The 18637-nt window shown below is 41.7% G+C and carries 19 protein-coding genes; 8 read left to right on the plus strand and 11 right to left on the minus strand.

Annotated elements, in window-relative coordinates; translation table 11 throughout:
• Positions 1–8: 8 nt before the first annotated feature.
• The 4 genes from AAEY94_RS13000 to AAEY94_RS13015 all read left to right on the plus strand — a co-directional run bounded on the left by AAEY94_RS13000 (position 9) and on the right by AAEY94_RS13015 (position 4702).
• Positions 9–1226 carry an aspartate aminotransferase family protein gene (locus AAEY94_RS13000; protein ID WP_101085247.1) on the plus strand — a complete coding sequence of 406 codons (1218 nt, stop codon included), beginning with the start codon at positions 9–11 and terminating at the stop codon, positions 1224–1226.
• Between the two features lie 116 nt (positions 1227–1342).
• On the plus strand, positions 1343–2362 hold the full coding sequence (gene astA, locus AAEY94_RS13005; RefSeq protein WP_350979020.1) for an arginine N-succinyltransferase: 1020 nt from the start codon (positions 1343–1345) through the stop codon (positions 2360–2362).
• A 9-nt stretch (positions 2363–2371) separates the two neighbouring features.
• Complete coding sequence (gene astD / locus AAEY94_RS13010; protein ID WP_182743169.1) at positions 2372–3832, plus strand: succinylglutamate-semialdehyde dehydrogenase; 1461 nt, start codon at positions 2372–2374, stop codon at positions 3830–3832.
• Between the two features lie 69 nt (positions 3833–3901).
• On the plus strand, positions 3902–4702 hold the full coding sequence (locus tag AAEY94_RS13015) for a DUF1338 domain-containing protein (RefSeq protein WP_162023868.1): 801 nt from the start codon (positions 3902–3904) through the stop codon (positions 4700–4702).
• A gap of 104 nt (positions 4703–4806) precedes the next feature.
• Here the strand turns inward: AAEY94_RS13015 and AAEY94_RS13020 are convergent, their stop codons facing one another.
• From AAEY94_RS13020 to crp, 4 genes are all read right to left on the minus strand, one after another.
• Positions 4807–6141: an ATP-binding protein gene (locus tag AAEY94_RS13020; RefSeq protein ID WP_182743171.1), complete on the minus strand. Its 1335-nt coding sequence runs from the start codon at positions 6139–6141 to the stop codon at positions 4807–4809.
• Positions 6138–6812, minus strand: a complete 675-nt coding sequence (locus AAEY94_RS13025; RefSeq protein ID WP_101085252.1) for a response regulator transcription factor — start codon at positions 6810–6812, stop codon at positions 6138–6140. Before AAEY94_RS13025 ends, AAEY94_RS13020 begins: the two co-directional genes overlap by 4 nt.
• Positions 6793–7143, minus strand: coding sequence for a PepSY domain-containing protein (locus tag AAEY94_RS13030; protein ID WP_242445083.1), 351 nt, complete (start codon positions 7141–7143; stop codon positions 6793–6795). The genes AAEY94_RS13025 and AAEY94_RS13030 overlap by 20 nt, the downstream gene beginning before the upstream one ends.
• Positions 7144–7273: 130 nt before the next feature.
• On the minus strand, positions 7274–7909 hold the full coding sequence (gene crp / locus AAEY94_RS13035) for a cAMP-activated global transcriptional regulator CRP (protein WP_350979021.1): 636 nt from the start codon (positions 7907–7909) through the stop codon (positions 7274–7276).
• Positions 7910–8206: 297 nt separating this feature from the next.
• Here crp and AAEY94_RS13040 point away from each other — a divergent pair, with 297 nt between their 5' ends.
• On the plus strand, positions 8207–8986 hold the full coding sequence (locus AAEY94_RS13040) for a tetratricopeptide repeat protein (RefSeq protein ID WP_502959399.1): 780 nt from the start codon (positions 8207–8209) through the stop codon (positions 8984–8986).
• Positions 8987–9226: 240 nt separating this feature from the next.
• On the opposite strand, the gene AAEY94_RS13045 is transcribed toward AAEY94_RS13040, so the two are convergent.
• From AAEY94_RS13045 to AAEY94_RS13055, 3 genes are all read right to left on the minus strand, one after another.
• Complete coding sequence (locus AAEY94_RS13045; RefSeq protein WP_059744602.1) at positions 9227–10123, minus strand: phosphoribulokinase; 897 nt, start codon at positions 10121–10123, stop codon at positions 9227–9229.
• Between the two features lie 133 nt (positions 10124–10256).
• The gene (locus AAEY94_RS13050; protein ID WP_101085255.1) at positions 10257–10505 is read right to left on the minus strand and encodes a YheU family protein; all 249 of its coding nucleotides are present in this window, start codon (positions 10503–10505) and stop codon (positions 10257–10259) included.
• Between the two features lie 13 nt (positions 10506–10518).
• Positions 10519–11532, minus strand: coding sequence for a hydrolase (locus AAEY94_RS13055; protein WP_101085256.1), 1014 nt, complete (start codon positions 11530–11532; stop codon positions 10519–10521).
• Between the two features lie 112 nt (positions 11533–11644).
• Between AAEY94_RS13055 and AAEY94_RS13060 the strand changes: the two genes are divergently transcribed.
• Together AAEY94_RS13060 and AAEY94_RS13065 are read left to right on the plus strand one after the other, a co-directional pair.
• Complete coding sequence (locus AAEY94_RS13060; RefSeq protein ID WP_101085257.1) at positions 11645–12157, plus strand: TAT leader-containing periplasmic protein; 513 nt, start codon at positions 11645–11647, stop codon at positions 12155–12157.
• Positions 12158–12180: 23 nt separating this feature from the next.
• On the plus strand, positions 12181–13770 hold the full coding sequence (locus AAEY94_RS13065; RefSeq protein ID WP_101085258.1) for a GMC family oxidoreductase: 1590 nt from the start codon (positions 12181–12183) through the stop codon (positions 13768–13770).
• A gap of 70 nt (positions 13771–13840) precedes the next feature.
• Here the strand turns inward: AAEY94_RS13065 and AAEY94_RS13070 are convergent, their stop codons facing one another.
• Positions 13841–14332 (minus strand): TIGR02444 family protein, encoded by a 492-nt coding sequence (locus tag AAEY94_RS13070; protein WP_350979022.1) that lies wholly within the window; start codon positions 14330–14332, stop codon positions 13841–13843.
• 72 nt (positions 14333–14404) lie between these two features.
• Positions 14405–16315: an ABC transporter ATP-binding protein gene (locus tag AAEY94_RS13075; protein WP_101085260.1), complete on the minus strand. Its 1911-nt coding sequence runs from the start codon at positions 16313–16315 to the stop codon at positions 14405–14407.
• Between the two features lie 176 nt (positions 16316–16491).
• Between AAEY94_RS13075 and AAEY94_RS13080 the strand changes: the two genes are divergently transcribed.
• Entirely contained in the window at positions 16492–16689 is a 198-nt protein-coding gene (locus tag AAEY94_RS13080) for a YheV family putative zinc ribbon protein (RefSeq protein WP_162023862.1), read from the plus strand.
• A 36-nt stretch (positions 16690–16725) separates the two neighbouring features.
• Here AAEY94_RS13080 and AAEY94_RS13085 read toward each other — a convergent pair whose 3' ends face one another.
• Positions 16726–17244: a hypothetical protein gene (locus AAEY94_RS13085; RefSeq protein WP_101085262.1), complete on the minus strand. Its 519-nt coding sequence runs from the start codon at positions 17242–17244 to the stop codon at positions 16726–16728.
• Positions 17245–17735: 491 nt separating this feature from the next.
• On the minus strand, positions 17736–18590 hold the full coding sequence (panC, locus tag AAEY94_RS13090) for a pantoate--beta-alanine ligase (RefSeq protein WP_350979023.1): 855 nt from the start codon (positions 18588–18590) through the stop codon (positions 17736–17738).
• Positions 18591–18637 lie beyond the last annotated feature (47 nt).

Raw genomic sequence — 18637 nt, forward strand, 5'->3', positions numbered from 1 at the left:
GAAATGCAATGAGTGTAGAAATGAATCTAACCCGTGCCCAATTCGATGAAGTTATGGTGCCTAATTATGCGCCTGCCGCTGTTATTCCTGTTCGTGGAGCGGGTAGCCGAGTATGGGATCAAGAAGGTAATGAATTCATCGATTTTGCCGGTGGTATTGCAGTAAATTGTTTAGGTCATTGTCACCCAGCTTTAGTGTCAGCATTAAAAGAGCAAGGCGAAAAATTATGGCATTTATCAAACGTAATGACCAACGAGCCCGCGCTTGAATTAGCGACAAAGTTAGTTAATGCCACATTTGCTGAGCGCGTCTATTTTGCTAACTCAGGTGCTGAAGCGAACGAAGCTGCATTAAAATTAGCTCGTCGTTATGCATTAGATAACCATGGTGCAGATAAAGACCAAATCATCGCATTCGATAAAGCGTTCCATGGCCGTACATTCTTTACTGTAACGGTTGGCGGACAAGCTGCTTATTCAGACGGATTTGGTCCTAAGCCACAAAGTATTACCCACGTGCCATTTAATGATATCGCTGCACTTGAAGCAGTAATTTCAGACAAGACTTGCGCCATCATGCTTGAACCTCTTCAAGGTGAAGGCGGGATTATCAATGGTGATCCTGAGTTCTTAAAAGCAGTACGTCGTTTAGCAGATAAGCACGACGCATTAGTGATTTTTGATGAAGTACAAACTGGTGTAGGCCGTACTGGTGAGTTATTTGCTTACATGGGTACTGACATCGTGCCAGATATTTTAACCAGCGCCAAAGCACTAGGCGGTGGCTTCCCTATTGCTGCAATGCTAACCACGGCAAAAATTGCCGCTCATTTAAAAATTGGTACTCATGGTTCTACTTATGGCGGCAATCCATTGGCTTGTGCTGTTGGTAATGCGGTAATGGACGTAGTGAATACCAAAGAAGTACTCGACGGAGTTAAACATCGCGAACAGTTATTCCGTGATGGTTTAGCGGCTATTAACGCCAAATACAACGTATTCAGTGAAGTGCGCGGTAAAGGTTTGTTAATTGGTGCGGTATTAAATGAACAGTATGAAGGTCGTAGCCGTGACTTCTTGGTTGCTTCTGTTGCTGAAGGCCTTATGAGTTTGATGGCTGGTGCAAACGTTGTGCGTTTTGCTCCTTCATTAGTGATCCCAGAAGCTGACATCGCAGAAGGCTTATTGCGTTTTGAACGCGCAGTAGCAAAAGTGGTTGCTGGTTAATTAACAAATCAGTGCGGGCCTAGCTTGCACTGATGTGTTTGGGTACGCCTGTTGGGTGAATACGTGTTGAAATGTATTTCAGCGCGATTCGCTTATGGCGCAATGAGGAGATTAAGATGTTAATCATACGTCCTATCCGTGCAAGTGATTACGATGCACTTTATGGTATCGCAGTTGAGTCAGGCCACGGTTTTACATCTTTACCAGTTAACGATGAGTTGCTGCGTTCGAAGATTGCTAGGGCAGAGGCATCTTTTATCAAGCAAATTGATAAACCTTTTGACGAAGGTTATTTAATGGTACTTGAAGATACAAAGACCAATGAAGTTGTCGGCACCTGTGGTATTGAAGCAGCCGTCGGCATGCAAGATGCTTTTTATCATTACCGTTTAGGTACTGAGGTCTATCATTCTCAGCAAATTTCTGTTCGCAATGAAGTTGAAACCCTCACATTATGCCACGACTACACTGGCGCAGCAGAAGTGTGCACTCTGTTTTTAAAAGACGGATATCGCAAAGGCAATAACGGCCGCATGTTATCACGCTCGCGCTTTTTATTATTAGCACAGCATCCTGAACGCTTTGGCGAAACGGTTATTGCTGAAATGCGTGGTGTCAGTGATGAACATGGCGACTCACCGTTTTATGAATGGCTACAAAATCACTTTTTAGGTATCGATTTTGTTGAAGCAGACTACTTGTCTGGTTTAGGCAAAAAAGCCTTTATGGCCGAAATGATGCCGCGAAACCCCGTTTATGTTTGCATGTTGCCTAAAAAAGCCCAAAAAGTGATTGGTGAAGTGCATAAAAACACTAAGCCAGCATTACGTTTATTACAAGCTGAGGGTTTTAAGTTCCGTAATTATGTCGATATTTTTGATGGCGGCCCAACGGTTGAATGTGCACTAGCTGAGATCCGCTCAGTGAAAAAGAGCCGTTTATTGACCGTTTCAGTTGGCAAGATGCCACATGCCGATCATCATTTTATTATCTCCAACACCTCGCTTGCTGATTATCGTGCGTCAGCAGCTAAATTGTTGGTCTCTGATGAACACGATAATGTTGTGCTCAGCCCTGAAATCGCAGCTGGTTTACTGGTGAGCGATGGTGAGCAAATTCGTGTTTTAGCAATGTAGGAGCAAGAAATGACACAATATATTCAAGGTCAGTGGTTAGCTGGCGAAGGTCATGAGATTAATTCAAAAAACCCTGCCAACGGTGACGTAATTTGGCAAGGTAACACGGCTACTGCTACTCAAGTTAATGCAGCTGTAGATGCCGCTCGTGCGGCGCAGTTTGATTGGTTTATGCTGGGGTATGAAGCTCGCTTAGCGATAGTAGAAGCGTATCGTGCACAGTTAGAAGCTAATAAAGCCGAGATCGCAGAAACCATCGCTCAAGAAACCGGTAAGCCACAGTGGGAAACGGCTACTGAAGTGGGCGCTATGATTGGCAAGATCGCATTGTCAGCAAAAGCTCATGACAAACGTACTGGTACTGAAACTAACGATTTACCAGCAGGACGTGCCGTATTACGTCACAAACCTCATGGTGTTGTAGCGGTATTTGGCCCTTATAATTTCCCTGGGCATTTGCCAAACGGTCACATAGTGCCAGCATTATTGGCCGGTAACACCGTGGTATTTAAGCCATCAGAATTAACGCCTAAAGTGGCTGAGCTAATGCTGAAGTGTTGGGACAAAGCCGGTTTACCACAAGGTGTGGTTAACTTAGTGCAGGGTGAAGTTGAAACCGGTAAAGCGTTAGCGTCACATCCACAAATTGACGGTTTATTCTTTACCGGTAGTTCACGTACTGGGCATATTTTACATGAACAATATGCTGGCCTGCCTGGTAAGATTTTAGCCTTAGAAATGGGCGGTAATAATCCGCTTATCGTTAAAGGTGTTACCGATACCAAAGCTGCGGTACATGACATTATTCAGTCTGCTTATATTTCGTCTGGCCAACGTTGCACCTGTGCCCGTCGTTTATATATTGAAGAGGGCGCACAAGGTGATGCGTTAATCGCAGAGCTAGTAAAGGCTATTAAACAAATTAAAGTGGGTGCTTGGAACGTTCAACCACAACCTTTTATGGGCTCGATGATTTCTGAAACCGCTGCACGTGGCATGGTTGCCGCACAAGCAACACTTCAGTCATTAGGTGGTGTTTCATTAGTTGAGTTAGTGCAAGTTGAAGCTGGTACTGGTTTAGTCACTCCAGGCTTAATAGATGTCACTAAAGTCGCTGAGTTACCTGATGAAGAATACTTTGGTCCATTATTGCAATTAGTGCGTTACAGCGATTTTGACCAAGCGATTCATTTGGCCAATGCGACTCGTTATGGTTTATCTGCCGGTTTATTAGCCGATAGCCGTGAAGATTATGATTACTTTTTAGCGCGCATTCGTGCTGGGATTGTTAATTGGAATAAGCAGATTACAGGCGCATCAGGTGCAGCACCGTTTGGTGGCGTTGGCGCATCAGGTAATCATCGTGCAAGTGCATTTTATGCGGCTGATTACTGTGCTTACCCTGTCGCTTCAATGGAAGCTGACTCAGTAAGCTTACCCGCTACTTTAAGCCCTGGTTTATCAATTTAACTGATAAATTCATCGCATGATCCGTGCTGGTGACTTTGTTCACCAGCCTTATTTTAGAAGGATTTAACCATGCATACTGACGTTAATGCTTTATTTGCTGCCTTATGGCAAGACTACATTAAGATGACGCCTTCAGCGGCGAAAATTCATCAGCTATTAGGCCATGGCGCGCCAATCATCAATGACCATATCGCTTTGCGCACCTTTAATATCGCCAAGGTGAATTTAAGCGTATTGGCTAAACACTTTACCTCTATCGGTTATGTCGACAGTGGCGATTATCAGTTTGTGCAGAAAAAACTGATTGCCAAGCACTTTGAACATCCGGATCCAAAGCAGCCGAAGGTGTTTATTTCTGAGCTATTAGTAGAAGAATTTAGCCCTGAGTTGCAAAAGAGCATCCATGGTTTAATCGATCAGGTTGATGAAACGGCAACCACTGCAGATAATTTTATTTATTCTGGTCGTCATTGGGATGTAGATAAAGCAACATACCAAGCCTTACTTGCTGAAAGCGAATATGCTGCTTGGGTTGCTGCATTGGGATATCGTGCCAATCACTTTACGGTTTCAATTAACGATCTGCCTGAGTTTGAGCGTATTGAAGATGTAAACCAAGCCTTAAAGCTGGCTGGGTTTGTGTTAAATAGCTCTGGCGGTGAAATTAAAGGATCGCCAGAAGTCTTGTTAGAGCAATCTTCTACCATGGCGGATAAAGTGGTGGTTAACTTTACTGATGGCGATGTGGAAATCCCAAGTTGTTTCTATGAATTTGCCCGCCGTTATCCAATGGATAATGGTCAGCTTTATACTGGCTTTGTTGCGGCATCAGCTGACAAGATTTTCGAAAGTACCAATGCAATGATGTAACGTTTATGCATGGACAAAAAAAGACCTAATTGAGTGATCAATTAGGTCTTTTTTATTGGTTATTTTAGGCAAAAAAGCTTAGTTGCTCATCAATATACTGATGCTTAGTTGCTCATCAAAATACTGACATTAAGTCCTTGTAATGCCTTACTACGACTAAATTGCAATACAAAACCATATTGGTCGCATATCTCTTTAACAATCGATAAGCCCAATCCGTGGCCAATAGTGGCTTCATCTAGTCGTGTGCCACGAGAGGTTAATAATGCAATTTGCTCCTGCTTTACGCCTCGACCATCGTCCTCGATCTGAATTAATATCTCTCCCGAAGGTAATTCTTCGACGCTGACATTAACCTGTGAATTCGCCCATTTAAAGGCATTATCGAGCAGGTTGCCAAACAGCTCCATACCATCTTCGCGATGTATTGGAATACGACTAATATGTTGTGGGTTAACAATGCTGCCATCAATACTCCGCTGATGATGCACTTTATGTAACGTTTGGATTAAACTATCAAAATCTTTTGGTACCGCCAGTTGTGCTGCGGGTAGCATGTCTCCGGTTATCCTCGCTGCAGCCAATTTACGTTCAATCATTTTATGAACTAAATCTAATTGCTGCTGCATGGCTATAGCGGCATCCGGATGGGTGAGCCCGAGCGCTTCAACTTGTTGCTGCATGACCGCTAATGGGGTTTTTAAGCCATGGCTTAAATTACCCAAGTTATTGCGACTACGTTCAATTTGTTTGGCTGTGTAGTCTAATAACTCATTATAGGTTTCGGCTAACGGGCGGATCTCTGCTGGAATTTGTGAAATGGCTAACGAGGCAATTTCCCCTTCGCGCAATTTAGCCAGCGCCCCTTGGATTTGATTCACCGGTTTAAATGATTGGCGTAAAATGATAAAAATACCGGCAATCATCGCTAATAACATGCCGATATTAATTGCCAGTTTAGTGCCAAATACTTCGCTAAAAACACGCCGTCCAATACTGAGATCTTGGGCGACAGTCAAGGTTGCTGTGTTGTGGCTGTTTGGCGCACCGATGCCGATAGATAACAGCTGCATATCATTGTTTTTTGGCCCTTTAGCCTGCCAAACTCTTTTCTGCTGCGCTTGTAACTGTTCAATCTGTAATTCCGCATCCCACAGTGAACGGGAGCGAATTGTACGGTCGGGCAAATTTAATTGGAAATAACGCCCTGAATAGGCAGGTTTATAAAAACTGGATAGTTGGCTTTGGTCGATAACTATCTCACCATCATCGAGTCTGGTGGCGATAATGATGTGTTCTAAATCTTCTTCAAGACGATTAATAATGGAGTCATGAAAGGCATCTCGCAACATCGACTCAAATAAAAATAAACCTATGAGCGTGGCAATAATGATTAAGCCACTGAGCCATAAGCTTAATTTAAACCGAATTGAAATCATTCAATAATGCCATGGAAGATATAACCCTGACCACGGCGGGTTTCGATAGCGGTTTTACCGAGTTTTTTACGTAAGTGTGTTACGTAAACTTCCACGACATTACTTTCTTTTTCATCATCAAATTGATAAAGCTTGTCTGTAAGCTGCTGTTTCGAAAGAAGCTTCTTTGGTGACATTAAGAAAATTTTCAATAACCTAAATTCCATCGACGTCAGTTCGTATACGTGTCCGCCTACCGTCACTTTTTGCTCATTTTCGTCTAAATTAACCCCGGCATAACATAGTTGCTTCGACGACGAATTAACCCGCCCATGGGCACGATGGATAAGTGCCTGAATACGGGCGAGGAGCTCTTGAGTATGAAAAGGTTTGCCTAAGTAATCATCAGCACCAGCATTAAAACCTTCAACTTTTTCGTGCCACTGACTGCGGGCCGTTAGCATAATGACAGGGGTACTGATGCCACGTTCACGCCATTGAGTCACTAATGACAAGCCATTGCCATCGGGTAAGCCGATATCAAGAATGACACAGTCATAATCTGTTTCTTTCATCAAATAATCGGCTTCAATAGCTTTGTCTGTAACATCCGTAATATAACCAGCTTGCTTGAGTTGTTTTTCAAGTTCAGCAACCAGTAATGGGCTATCTTCAACGAGTAACAGTTTCATGTTTAGTACATTCGCTCGGTAATTGAGTCAATGAGTCCTGCATACCGTTAGCTGCATCTAATTGCAGATTAACAACATGCCCTTGTTTTAGCTTAAATTGTAAATCATAGCGCCACTTATCTTGATGTTGATAAAGCTGGGCGTCGATTAAGTGACCATCACAATACTGCGATAGCCAAGTTAAGTAATCATCTAATGAACGTATATTACCAGAAGATACCAATTTTTGGACGTAGTCATGATCCAGAGGGAGTTCTTTTGCGGGAATATCTTGTTGATTAATGGTGATGGCCATTAAGCTGCTTATTGCTGTAAAGAACAAGCTATTCATGGGCGCTCCAAAATAAAAAAGTGGCGTTCAGAGTATGAACACCACTTTAAGTATCTTGGCTTAAATCAAGCTGAAGCTTATATGATTAAACATAAACATTTTGCTTGATTCGTCGTTAGCCTTTTGTCATTTAGCGTGTACCGTAAACTACGATCGTTTTACCGTGTGCTTGGATCAAGTTTTGTTCTTCAAGCATTTTTAAAATACGACCAACAGTTTCACGTGAACAACCAACAATTTGACCAATCTCTTGACGGGTTATCTTAATCTGCATGCCGTCAGGATGTGTCATAGCATCGGGTTGTTTTGCAAGATGTAATAGCGTTTGTGCAATACGTCCAGCAACGTCAAGGAAGGCTAAGTCGCCTACTTTTTGACTAGTACTTTGTAAACGATAGGCCATTTGCGCCGAAAGTTTCATCAAGATTTCAGGATTTACCTGAATCAATTGCTTAAATTTCTTATAAGAAATTTCTGCAATTTCACATGCTTGTTTAGCACGAACCCATGCAGTATGTTCAGATTGCTCTTCAAACAGCCCTAGTTCACCGATAAAATCGCCTTGATTTAGATAAGAAAGGATCATTTCTTTACCTTCTTCATCTTTGATCAATACAGCGACGGAACCTTTGACGATGTAATATAAAGTGTCAGACTCTTCACCTGCGTGAATTAAAGTACTCTTTGCTGGGTACTTATGAATGTGACAATGTGAAAGAAACCATTCTAATGTTGGGTCAGGTTTTGGCTTACCAATCAGAGCCATATGATATTCCTCGATTGATTAAAAATGAAAGTAAGTAATGTCTAATTAAGCATTCTACGCTATTGAAACGGTGAAAACTTTGATAGAGATCGTATTTAGAAGTGTGCGTAGTGTATATTAACTTGTTAAATTTTAGATTAAATTTATCTCGTTTGTGATGGCGGTCGACTTTTTTTGTGAATTTGTCTTAATCATCACTACGATTGAATTGTTGCCAATGTTATTTGTCTATTGTATTGGATCCATGAGTTAGCTAATGTTATTTAATCAGCTTCATAAATAGTTGTCGAGGTATGCGTGAAAAAACTGAGTCAAATTGGGGTTATTGTTTGTGTTGTTTTATTAAGTGGACTTAGTTCATCTGTAAAAGCATTTGTTATCCCGCCCTCTATTGAGTCTCAAGCGGCGAGTAAACTGGTTCATATTCAGATTAAAGCTAAACAAGGTAATGCAGACGCACAATTTCTATTGGGCTTAATGAACCTTTCCGGACGATTTGTTTCTCAAGATACCAAGCAAGGATTAAGCTGGGTTAATCTTGCTGCGCAACAGCAAAATATTAAGGCGCAACAAACATTAGCCGACCTAGCTTTTGACGGCAAATTAATTCCGCGGGATTTAGCACTTGCCGAGAAATGGTATTTGCAAATGGTTGCACAGGGGGATAAGTGGGCTCATTTTCGTTTAGGGTTTATTTATTCTGCTGGTGGTGATGGCGTAGTGCGTAATTGTGGTAAAGCAATGGAGCAGTTTAGTGCTGCGGGAGATGCTGTTTCAATGGGCAATATTGCGTGGATATTAGCTACATGCCCTGAAGCGGAATATCGCGATGGTTCACGTGCAGTATCGATGTCGTTAAAGTTACTTGAGCATAATCAAAATGATCCGACGGTATTAGATAATCTTGCGGCCGCGTATGCAGAACAGGGTGATTTTACTGCGGCGATAGATACCCAGAAAAAAGCGATTGATGCGTTGAAAGATAACCCTGAAATTGTGCGCAGCGATGAATTTATTTTACGTTTGAAGCAGTATCAGAATAATCAAGCTTATCGAGAAGTTATCCCACTGATGTAATGCTCTGAGTGAGCAATGTGAGTCATTTACTATTATCAATCAGTCAGTGTATTCACTTGTTTATCAGAAGAGATAAAAGTTGATGTGGGTGCTGGAACATCGACTTTTTTGGGTTTCGTTGATGTGCTTAATGCACTAACAGATCAAAAAGGGGGAATTAGCACTTCAAGCACATCAACTGCCGTTATTTCGCTTGAAATCACGATGCAGCTATCTTAATAGTTCTGACTTAAATCAAACTTAATCGGGTTTGATATCATCAAGGTTTTGCAACTCTATACGCTTATCCATTAAGTCTTTAACTAATGGCGTTAAAATTAATTCCATTGCTAATGACATTTTTCCACCGGGAACAACCAGTGTATTAACGCGTGACATAAATGAGCCTTGGATCATGTTGAGGTAATAAGGGAAATCAACATTGTTAATGCCGCGAAAGCGAATCACTAAAAAGCTTTCATCTAGGCTAGGTATGTCTTTTGCGCTAAAGGGATTTGAGGTGTCTACGGTCGGCACTCGTTGAAAATTAATGTGTGTCCGTGAAAATTGCGGCGTCATGTGCTTGATGTAATCGTCCATACTACGGACTATCGAGCCCATTACTTTTTCACGACTATGACCCCTATCGTTTGTGTCGCGAATAATTTTCTGAATCCACTCTAAATTGACAATCGGCACCATGCCTATCAATAGATCAACATGTTTAGCGACATCGGCATCTTCCGTCACCACACCACCGTGTAGCCCTTCGTAATACAACATATCGGTATTGGCTGGCAAATCACGCCATTGCGTGAATGTACCAGGCATTTGGTTAAATGGCACCGCTTCATCGAAGGTGTGCAAGTAGCTGCGGGTTTGGCCATTGCCTGTATCACCATAGCTGGTAAAACACTCTTCGAGTTTTTTGAAATTATTGGCTTCGGGGCCAAAATAGCTTAGATTTCGATTTTCAGCTTGTGATTTTCGAATTAACACTTCCATTTCTGCGCGGGTGAAATTATGGAAACTATCACCTTCAACGAATGCAGCATTAATACCCAGCTGTCTAAAAATATGAATGAAGGCCGTCGTGGTTGTCGTTGTGCCAGCACCAGATGAACCGGTTACAGCAATAATAGGATGTTTTGCTGACATGTTATTTGCCTAGGTAAAGTTGTGGACGCGAAAAATCGAGTCACTAGTTATACGGTAATCATCACCCGTGGGTCAATTCTTCGCGGGTAACAATGTGATCATTTTGTGGTAAAACCATTGTTTTGTTTTACAACTAATCGAAAGATGAACGTGAAATATGCTCGCGTTGTCTAATGGCGATAGACTCATCATCCTCACTATACTCGACAACCAAGTCGCCTTTTTTTAGTGCTAGCTTACATTGGTCCATTGCACGACTTAATTGTTGCTCGTCTGCGTCACTAAAACTGCCATCTTCAAGTTGTGATAACAGATATTCTTTTATCATACGTTGAAGTACTTCTTGAGGTAATGAAAGTAACGCTTCATAAGGCACAAGCATGGTGTATTTCCTATTAATGACTGACTAAAGAAGCATGGGCATCGTGTTCGGTTACTGTATCACTCGCCGTTAGTATAAACTCGATGATGCGACGTTCGAGGTAAAAGCGCGGTTTCCAAGGCCAGCCACCTTCAACAAAACCTACATGTCCGCCAAACTGATGCAACTCGTATTCAACCATAGGCGACAATTGAGCTTGGTTTGGGATCACTTCATCAGTCATGAAGGGGTCATCTTTGGCGTGGATGACTAATGTAGGCTTGGTAATATGTTGCAAATAGCCTAGGCCGCTAGATTGTTGATAATAATCATTAACGTCAATAAAACCATGCAAAGGTGCAGTGACTTTATCGTCAAATAAATAAAAGGTATTGAGCATTTTGAGCTGTTCTTTAGTGATCGGCATTTGCTCGGTTAACTCTGCAGTGTTAATTTTTTCGAGCATTTTATCTTGTAAGCGTTTAATTAAAAAGCGTTGATACAGAGTTGAAAAACCATTTTCTAAGCGTTTTGCACATGCGCTTAACGTGAGAGGCGCCGACACCACCACAGCGCGTTCGAGTAAGCTATGTTGTTGTTTGCTGCCTTGGTATTTTGCCAATACATTACCGCCTAAACTGTAGCCAACAGCATACAATGGCGAGTCTGGATAGTAGTGTTTTAGTTGTTCTAGGGTGTAGGCTAAGTCGTTTACATCGCCGCTATGATAACTGCGAGCTAAGCGGTTAGGTTCACCCGAACAACCTCGATGATGATGAACAACAGCAGATATTTTGGCTTTTTTTGCTTCGATGAGCATTCTGCGTGCATAATGCGATTCTGTGTTACCTTCAAGACCATGGATAATCACTAAAATAGGCGCGCCATTTTGCGCTTGGCCTAGCCAATCTAAATCGATAAAGTCGCCGTCGGGTAACTCTTGTCGTTGCCTAAATGTTATTGGTCTGGCCACTTTAAAAATGAATGGTAGAATCGTTTGTACATGTGGGCTAGCAGCCCACCAAGGCGGAGTGAACAAGGTTTTCATAGAAGGAATATTTCTGTAATTGTTTGTGAAAATTTAAACGTATGTTTAAATGTTACTCATGCCACTCTACCACATAAAAAATAGAGACAACAATAAACTCAAGGGGAAGTAAATGAAGCGGCGTGCCTTTCTTACTGGTGCTTTTGCTGGAACTGCGGCAATAGCACTCGGCGTTAATTTATATTCACCTAGTATCACGACCTCTACCGATGATATTCATCATCGAGTGTTGTTCAGTGTGTTGCTGCCAGTGTTCCTAGACGGTGCATTGCCCGAGGTTCCAAGCCATAGAGAAATCGCGATAAATCGCACATTGGATGCGATTTCACAATCAATTACCCATTTGCCTGTAGAACAACAACAAGAGTTAATGGAATTGTTGGAGTTGCTTGAAGGACGCTTCGGCTTATTGTTGCTCAGTGGCAGTATGACACCGTTGCTAATGCGTGAACCAAAGCAATTGATTGACATGTTAGAGTTTTGGCGCCACAACTATTTGGATATGTTAACGACCGCTTATAACGGATTACGTGAATTGATAATGGCAAGTTATTACGCCTGTCCGGAACATTGGGGCAATTTACGTTATGTAAAGCCTACTTTCTTGGTGCATAACGCGCATTAATCCCTCATGTAAGGAGCTCTCCCTTGGCCATTATTGATCCTATTATTACCGGATTAAGTTCAGGCTGGCATCATATCGATGCTAGTACCTTAGAAATGGATCGCCACTTTGACGCTGATGTTGTTATTGTTGGCACCGGAGCTGGCGGCGGCACCGCAGCAGAAATACTCACTGAAGCTGGATTAAAAGTGATTATGATTGAAGGCGGATCGCTAAAATCATCAACTCACTTTGATATGGAAGAGCGCCACGCTTATCCGAATTTGTATCAACAAGCAGCCGCAATGAAAACTGCAGATAAAGGTATTGGTATATTTCAAGGTCGAACGGTAGGCGGTTCAACCACGGTCAATTGGACAACCTCAATTAGAACCCCAGAACAAACCTTGGCCTTTTGGGAGCAAGAAAAATCGGTAAAAGGTTTGTCCTCGCAAGATTTACTGCCTTGGTTTGAATTGATGGAGCAGCGGCTCAATATTGAGCAGTGGCAGTTTGAGCCCAATAGAAACAATGGTGCACTGCGCGAAGGTTGTGAAAAGCTGGGTTGGGATTACACCGTCATTAAACGTAATGTTAAAGGTTGCTGGAATACCGGTTACTGTGGCATGGGTTGTCCTGTTAATGCCAAACAATCTATGTTAGTGACTACTATTCCAGCGGCTTTGGACAAAGGCGCGACGTTGATTTCTCGCGCCAAGGTCATCAAACTTGAACACAAAGGCGATCAAGTTGTTGGTTTAACGGCGCAGGCATTAACCGAAGGGTTAATGCCGACATCGGTTAACATTACTTTTAGTGCTAAGCATTATATTTTAAGTGCGGGTGCAGTTCATACACCAACGATATTAATGCGTTCTAATACCCCAGATCCACATAAGCAATTAGGCAAAACGTTTTTACATCCGTCATTGTTATCGGGCGGTATTTTTGCAGAACAAATTAATGGTCACAGTGGTGCGCCGCAATCTATCTATTCAGATGAATTTGTTTGGCGTGATGGCGCGACTGGCGATTTAGGTTATAAGCTTGAAGTTGCGCCTGTACATCCCGTGTTGATAGCATCTAAAACCATTGGTTATGGTGTAAGCCACGCACAATTAATGGCTAACTTTAACCAAATGCAGGTGACTATTGCGCTTATTCGTGATGGTTTTAATCAGCAATGTCCTGGTGGTCAGGTAAGATTAACCGATACGAGTTTGGCGTTAGATTATCCTTTAGATAAAGGTTTTTGGGATGGTGCTCGTCGGGCATTTTTGTCGATGGCCGAATTACAATTTGCTGCAGGAGCAAAAAAGGTGTTGCCGATGCATGATGGCTTGTCATTTCTTAATTCGTGGAGTGAAGCAAAGCAGGCTATCAATAATGCCGATTTAGGTTTATTAAAAACCATTGTCGCGTCGGCCCATGTGATGGGCGGTTGTGCAATGGGTGAAGATAAAACCCTATCAATGGTCGATACTTTTGGTTATTCGCATTACCTTGAAAATTTATCGGTGATGGATGGTTCGGTATTCCCAACAAGTTTAGGCGCGAATCCGCAGTTGTCTATTTATGGTCTAGTGGCTCGAAATGCAACGGCATTAGCACAAAAATTGACTCAAACTAGCTAGCTGAACAGCTTGGTATGCCGTAGCATGGCGGTATATCAACGTACGGCGAGTCGCTAAACTAGATGATGCGTTATGAGTGAGTAAGGCCTGTTTGGGTGGTCAACTCAGTCATAATGCTTTCATCTAAACCAAATAAGCTAAGGTAGTGTTGTATATTGCTCGGCTCAGTATTATCAGGTTCAATATCTAACGTTTTTCCCTGCAGTAAGTTCAATTTGTGTAATAACATGTACTGAGATTTACGTTCCATAATGAGCTCAACATCGAGCATTTTTTGATATTCTTCACCGTCTAAGTATGCTTTAGCAATCCGCCGTAATCGTCGATAAGGTTGCAACACATTTGCTTCCCATTGATCTACAACACCCGTCAATAATTCCCACAGTTGTGGCGTCAACACATAATGCTGTTGATCAAGGTATTGAGCCAATAATAAAATATTCACATTTACTTGGTAAGTGTCTTGTAAGTTTATGTAAAAATTGGGATTAGTTGAGTAATTTTGTTCGCAATCATGCCAAATTAAATAGCTAAATGTTTGCTGGTGAGAAGGCCGCGACATACAGTATCCCTTACAGCCTTAAGTGGTGTGAGTTAACACCACTTAAGGCTTGAATAAAATAAAACTAACTGTTTATTGAAAATCTTGCTCGAAAAGCTCTATCTGCTCTTGAATGTCTAACCAATGCATTTCACTTTCATCCATAGCTTGAGTCAGCGTAGTCCGTTCGTTGAGAACATTGGTCATTTTAGCTTTGTTCTCGGCTTCGTATAAGCTGCCATCGGCTAACTCAATTTCTAATTCGGCTAATCTGGCATTAATTTTTTGCTGTTGAGTTTCTAACTTTACTTGTTGTTTTTTCAGCGGCGATACTTTCTGACGTAATTCAGCTTCCATTCTTTTTTGCTGTTTTTTATCAACTGCATCACCGCCAGTGCCAACATCTGTTTTGTTGTTGGCTTGTGCTAGTTTAGCGGCATCGAGCAACCATTGATGGTAGTCATCTAAGTCACCGTCAAAAGGTGTTACAACACCTTGGTCAACTAAGTAATAATCACTACAACTTAAGCGTAATAGGTGACGATCGTGTGACACGATGACCATTGCACCCTCAAAGGTTTGCAATGCCATGGTGAGTGCGTGACGCATCTCTAAATCTAAATGGTTGGTCGGTTCATCGAGTAATAGTAAATTTGGACGCTGCCAAACCACTAATGCTAATACTAGGCGGGCTTTTTCGCCGCCAGAAAACGGCCGTACTGGCGATAAGGCCATATCACCATTAAAGCCAAACCCGCCTAAAAAGTTGCGTAATTCTTGTTCGCGAACACTTGCTGGTGCAAGCCTTACTAAGTGTTGCATTGGAGAGTCATCAAGCGTTAAAAATTCAACTTGATGCTGAGCAAAATAACCAATATTCAATCCTGGGTTAGGTTGGTATTTACCCGTTTTAGCTTGTAATTGCCCTGATAACAGTTTGATCAGCGTCGATTTACCGGCACCATTTCTACCTAACAAACCAATACGCGCACCAGGGACTAGGTTTAACTCAACCTGTTTCAGGATGGTGTTATCTTCATAACCAATAGAGACATTTTCCATTACCACTAATGGGTTAGGTAGCGCTTCTGGTTCTCTAAAGGCCATTTGAAATGGATTGTCTACTTGTGAGGGCAACAAATCGGCCATGCGTTCGAGGGCTTTTAAGCGGCTTTGTGCTTGTTTAGCTTTACTGGCTTTATAGCGGAAACGATCAACAAATGACTGCATATGTGAGCGTTCTTTTTGTTGACGCTCAAAGGCGACTTGTTGCTGGGCCATGCGTTCGGCGCGTACTCGTTCAAAAGAAGAGTAATTACCTTTATAGTAATTTAGTTTGTGATTTTCAACATGAACAATTTCACCAACAATGCCATCGATAAAGTCACGATCGTGACTGATCAAAATGAGTGTCCCTTGATAAGATTTTATCCAACCTTCTAACCAATACATGGTATCTAAGTCTAAGTGGTTGGTTGGCTCATCGAGTAACAATAAGTCTGAACGACATAATAGTGCTTGGGCTAAGTTGAGGCGCATACGCCAACCACCAGAGAAGCTTTTTACCGGGTTACTTTGGTCTGCATCCTTAAATCCTAAGCCTGCTAATAGCGCGCCTGCTCGAGCTTTAATGGCATAGCCGCCAATAGCATCAATTTTGCCGTGAATAAGCGCAATGGCATTACCGTTATTGTCGGTTTGGGCTTTCTCTAGTTGGGCTTCTAAATCACGGTATTCAGTGTCACCGTCGAGGACATACTCTAGAGCCGACACATCTAATGCCGGTGTTTCCTGCGCAACAGAGGCAACTTGCCAGCCTGAGGGGAAACTAAATTCACCCTTATCTAGATGTAAATGACCCAAAATCAAGGCAAGCAATGATGATTTACCTGTACCGTTGGCGCCGACAAGGCCAACCTTGTGTCCGGGATAAATCGTCAGTGAGGTTTCATCGAGTAAGGTTTTACTGCCGCGAATTAACTGAGCTTGGCTTATGTTGATCATTAATTACAACTTGATACTTAAGAATAGAATAATGGTGCAGATAATATCGCATCTACGATTTATTTCCCACAATCACGGGACTCATGTGGGCTAATCATGGCAAAATAGGCGTATAAATCAGGTAAAGACCTTATTGAGTTAACCGCTCATTCAGTAAACACTAAGTTGAGTAAATCATGACCAAAATTAAAAAGCGTTTTGTTGCAGGGGCTAAATGCCCTAAATGCAGTGCTAAAGACAGTATTTTATTGTTTAAAGAAAATGGAATTGAAACGGTTGAATGTACTGACTGTGATTATCGTGAGCAACAAACGGATATTAAAGTGCCTCAAAAAACCAGTGGTAGCATGATCGGGGTATTCAAACCTGATTAACATGTAGTGGCATCTCAACGCAGATGAAGAGTTGAGTTAGTTACTCATATATTCATCTGGTTGTGTTTCAGCAGATATCTTCATTTTATGTTTAGTTAATATCTGGATAACATTAGTATTATTTTTAATTAGGCCGTTGAAGCGTGTAGTAATTTCTTGTAATTCTAGGCCGTAACTTGGGTCGTCTCTAGGTTTAGTTTGCCAGTAACGCTTACGATCCAATTTTTGTATTTCGCTAGCCCGTAAAATTTCAAAATAGCTGTTTTCTTGATTTAAGCGATAAATTTCACCATCAAGTAGCTGCAGTAATTTCTCTTTAGAAATGGTTTGTTTATTGAGTATTGCTTCTAAGGGATCTTGTTTGAGCTCGCGCTTGTCAGAGTCAACCTCAGTGGTTATACCCAATTGGTATTCAATTTTATGTTGGCTATATTCCTGAGGGCAAGCTGTTTGGCTGAAAACGACTTTTTCATCCATCATGCATTTGTAAATAGTATTGGCTTGAGCAGTAAAAGTGCTCATGGCGAGTACGATGAATAACAGTCTTTTTGCCATGCGGCCACACATCCTTTTGTCATCACTATTACGATTTTGATATCACATGTTTACGTTTTCGACACTAGGCCTTGTCGATGATGCATTCAACCTCACAGTTGACAACCATGTCTAGCTGCTAATGGTAAGCAATCACCGGTTACGTATTTTGGCTAAAGGTATTGTTTTTTACTGTATCTTGCCAACTCACTTATTTAACTAGTGTTTTGATGAGCTTATGTACTTAAACAGATTAGCATGTTTTAACGCTACGCAAGTAAGACATTACCCATACTCATTACCGGATATTGAATACTCGGCAATCATACTTTGCTAACTATATAACTATAATCACGACGATAACACTATTCTAACGCTTAAATATGGTTCAATTTTATCGATAAAACCAGTTTTTTGACAATGGAAATCTCAATAAAATAAAAAATCTTTGTTTTTTATTTTATTGAGTTAAGCCAAAAAATAATGTTTTTTTAGCGAAGCGTGCTATGTGCCTAACTTGAATGACGAGAAAATGACACGTTGTCTATCAAGCGCGCTTTGCCGAGATACGCCGCCCCAATAACCACTAGCTCACTGTCAGCTGCCGTTACTTGGCGTAATGTATTGGCATTTCTCACTTCGAGATAATCAGGAGTAAAACCAACTGTTATAAGTCGTTTTTTGGCAATTGAGATAGCTTGTTGTATTGCTTCACCGCGTTGAATCGCGTTAACAATACTGTCTAATGCTTGTTTTAATGTTGCTGCTGAGTGTTTTTCTTCAGTGGTTAAATAGCCATTACGAGAGCTCATCGCAAGACCCGACGCTTCTCGGATAGTTTCCACTCCAATTACATCGATTGGCATCGATAAATCTTCAACCATGGTTTTGATAATCATCAATTGTTGAAAATCTTTACGGCCGAATAAGGCGATATCAGGTTGAACAATATTAAACAGTTTGGAAACTATAGTGGCCACACCACGAAAATGACCTGGGCGGCTTGCACCGCATAATTCATCACCAATTTCTGGTACTTCAATAAATGTTTGCTGTGCCAATCCTTTGGGATAAATAATCTCAGGTGTTGGAGTGAAGAGTAGTTCTGTTCCGGCAAGCATTAGCTTTTCGCTATCTTGTGCGAGTGTGCGTGGGTAACCATCTAAGTCTTCATTGGCACTAAATTGCATCGGATTAACAAAAATAGATACCACCACATGGTCTGCGCGCTTTTTAGCTTCATTCACTAAGGTAATGTGACCTTGGTGTAAGTTACCCATAGTAGGCACAAAAGCAACCGTTTCGCCTTTGCTGCGCCAAGTCTTAACATGTTCGCGAATGGTTGAGATAGCGGAAGTGGTTATCATTTTCTGTTCGAACCTTAATAAAAACAATGTAGTCATTGATGTAGATT

This window comes from Shewanella sp. AC34-MNA-CIBAN-0136, from assembly GCF_040309945.1.
In the GTDB taxonomy this organism is placed as follows: domain Bacteria; phylum Pseudomonadota; class Gammaproteobacteria; order Enterobacterales; family Shewanellaceae; genus Shewanella.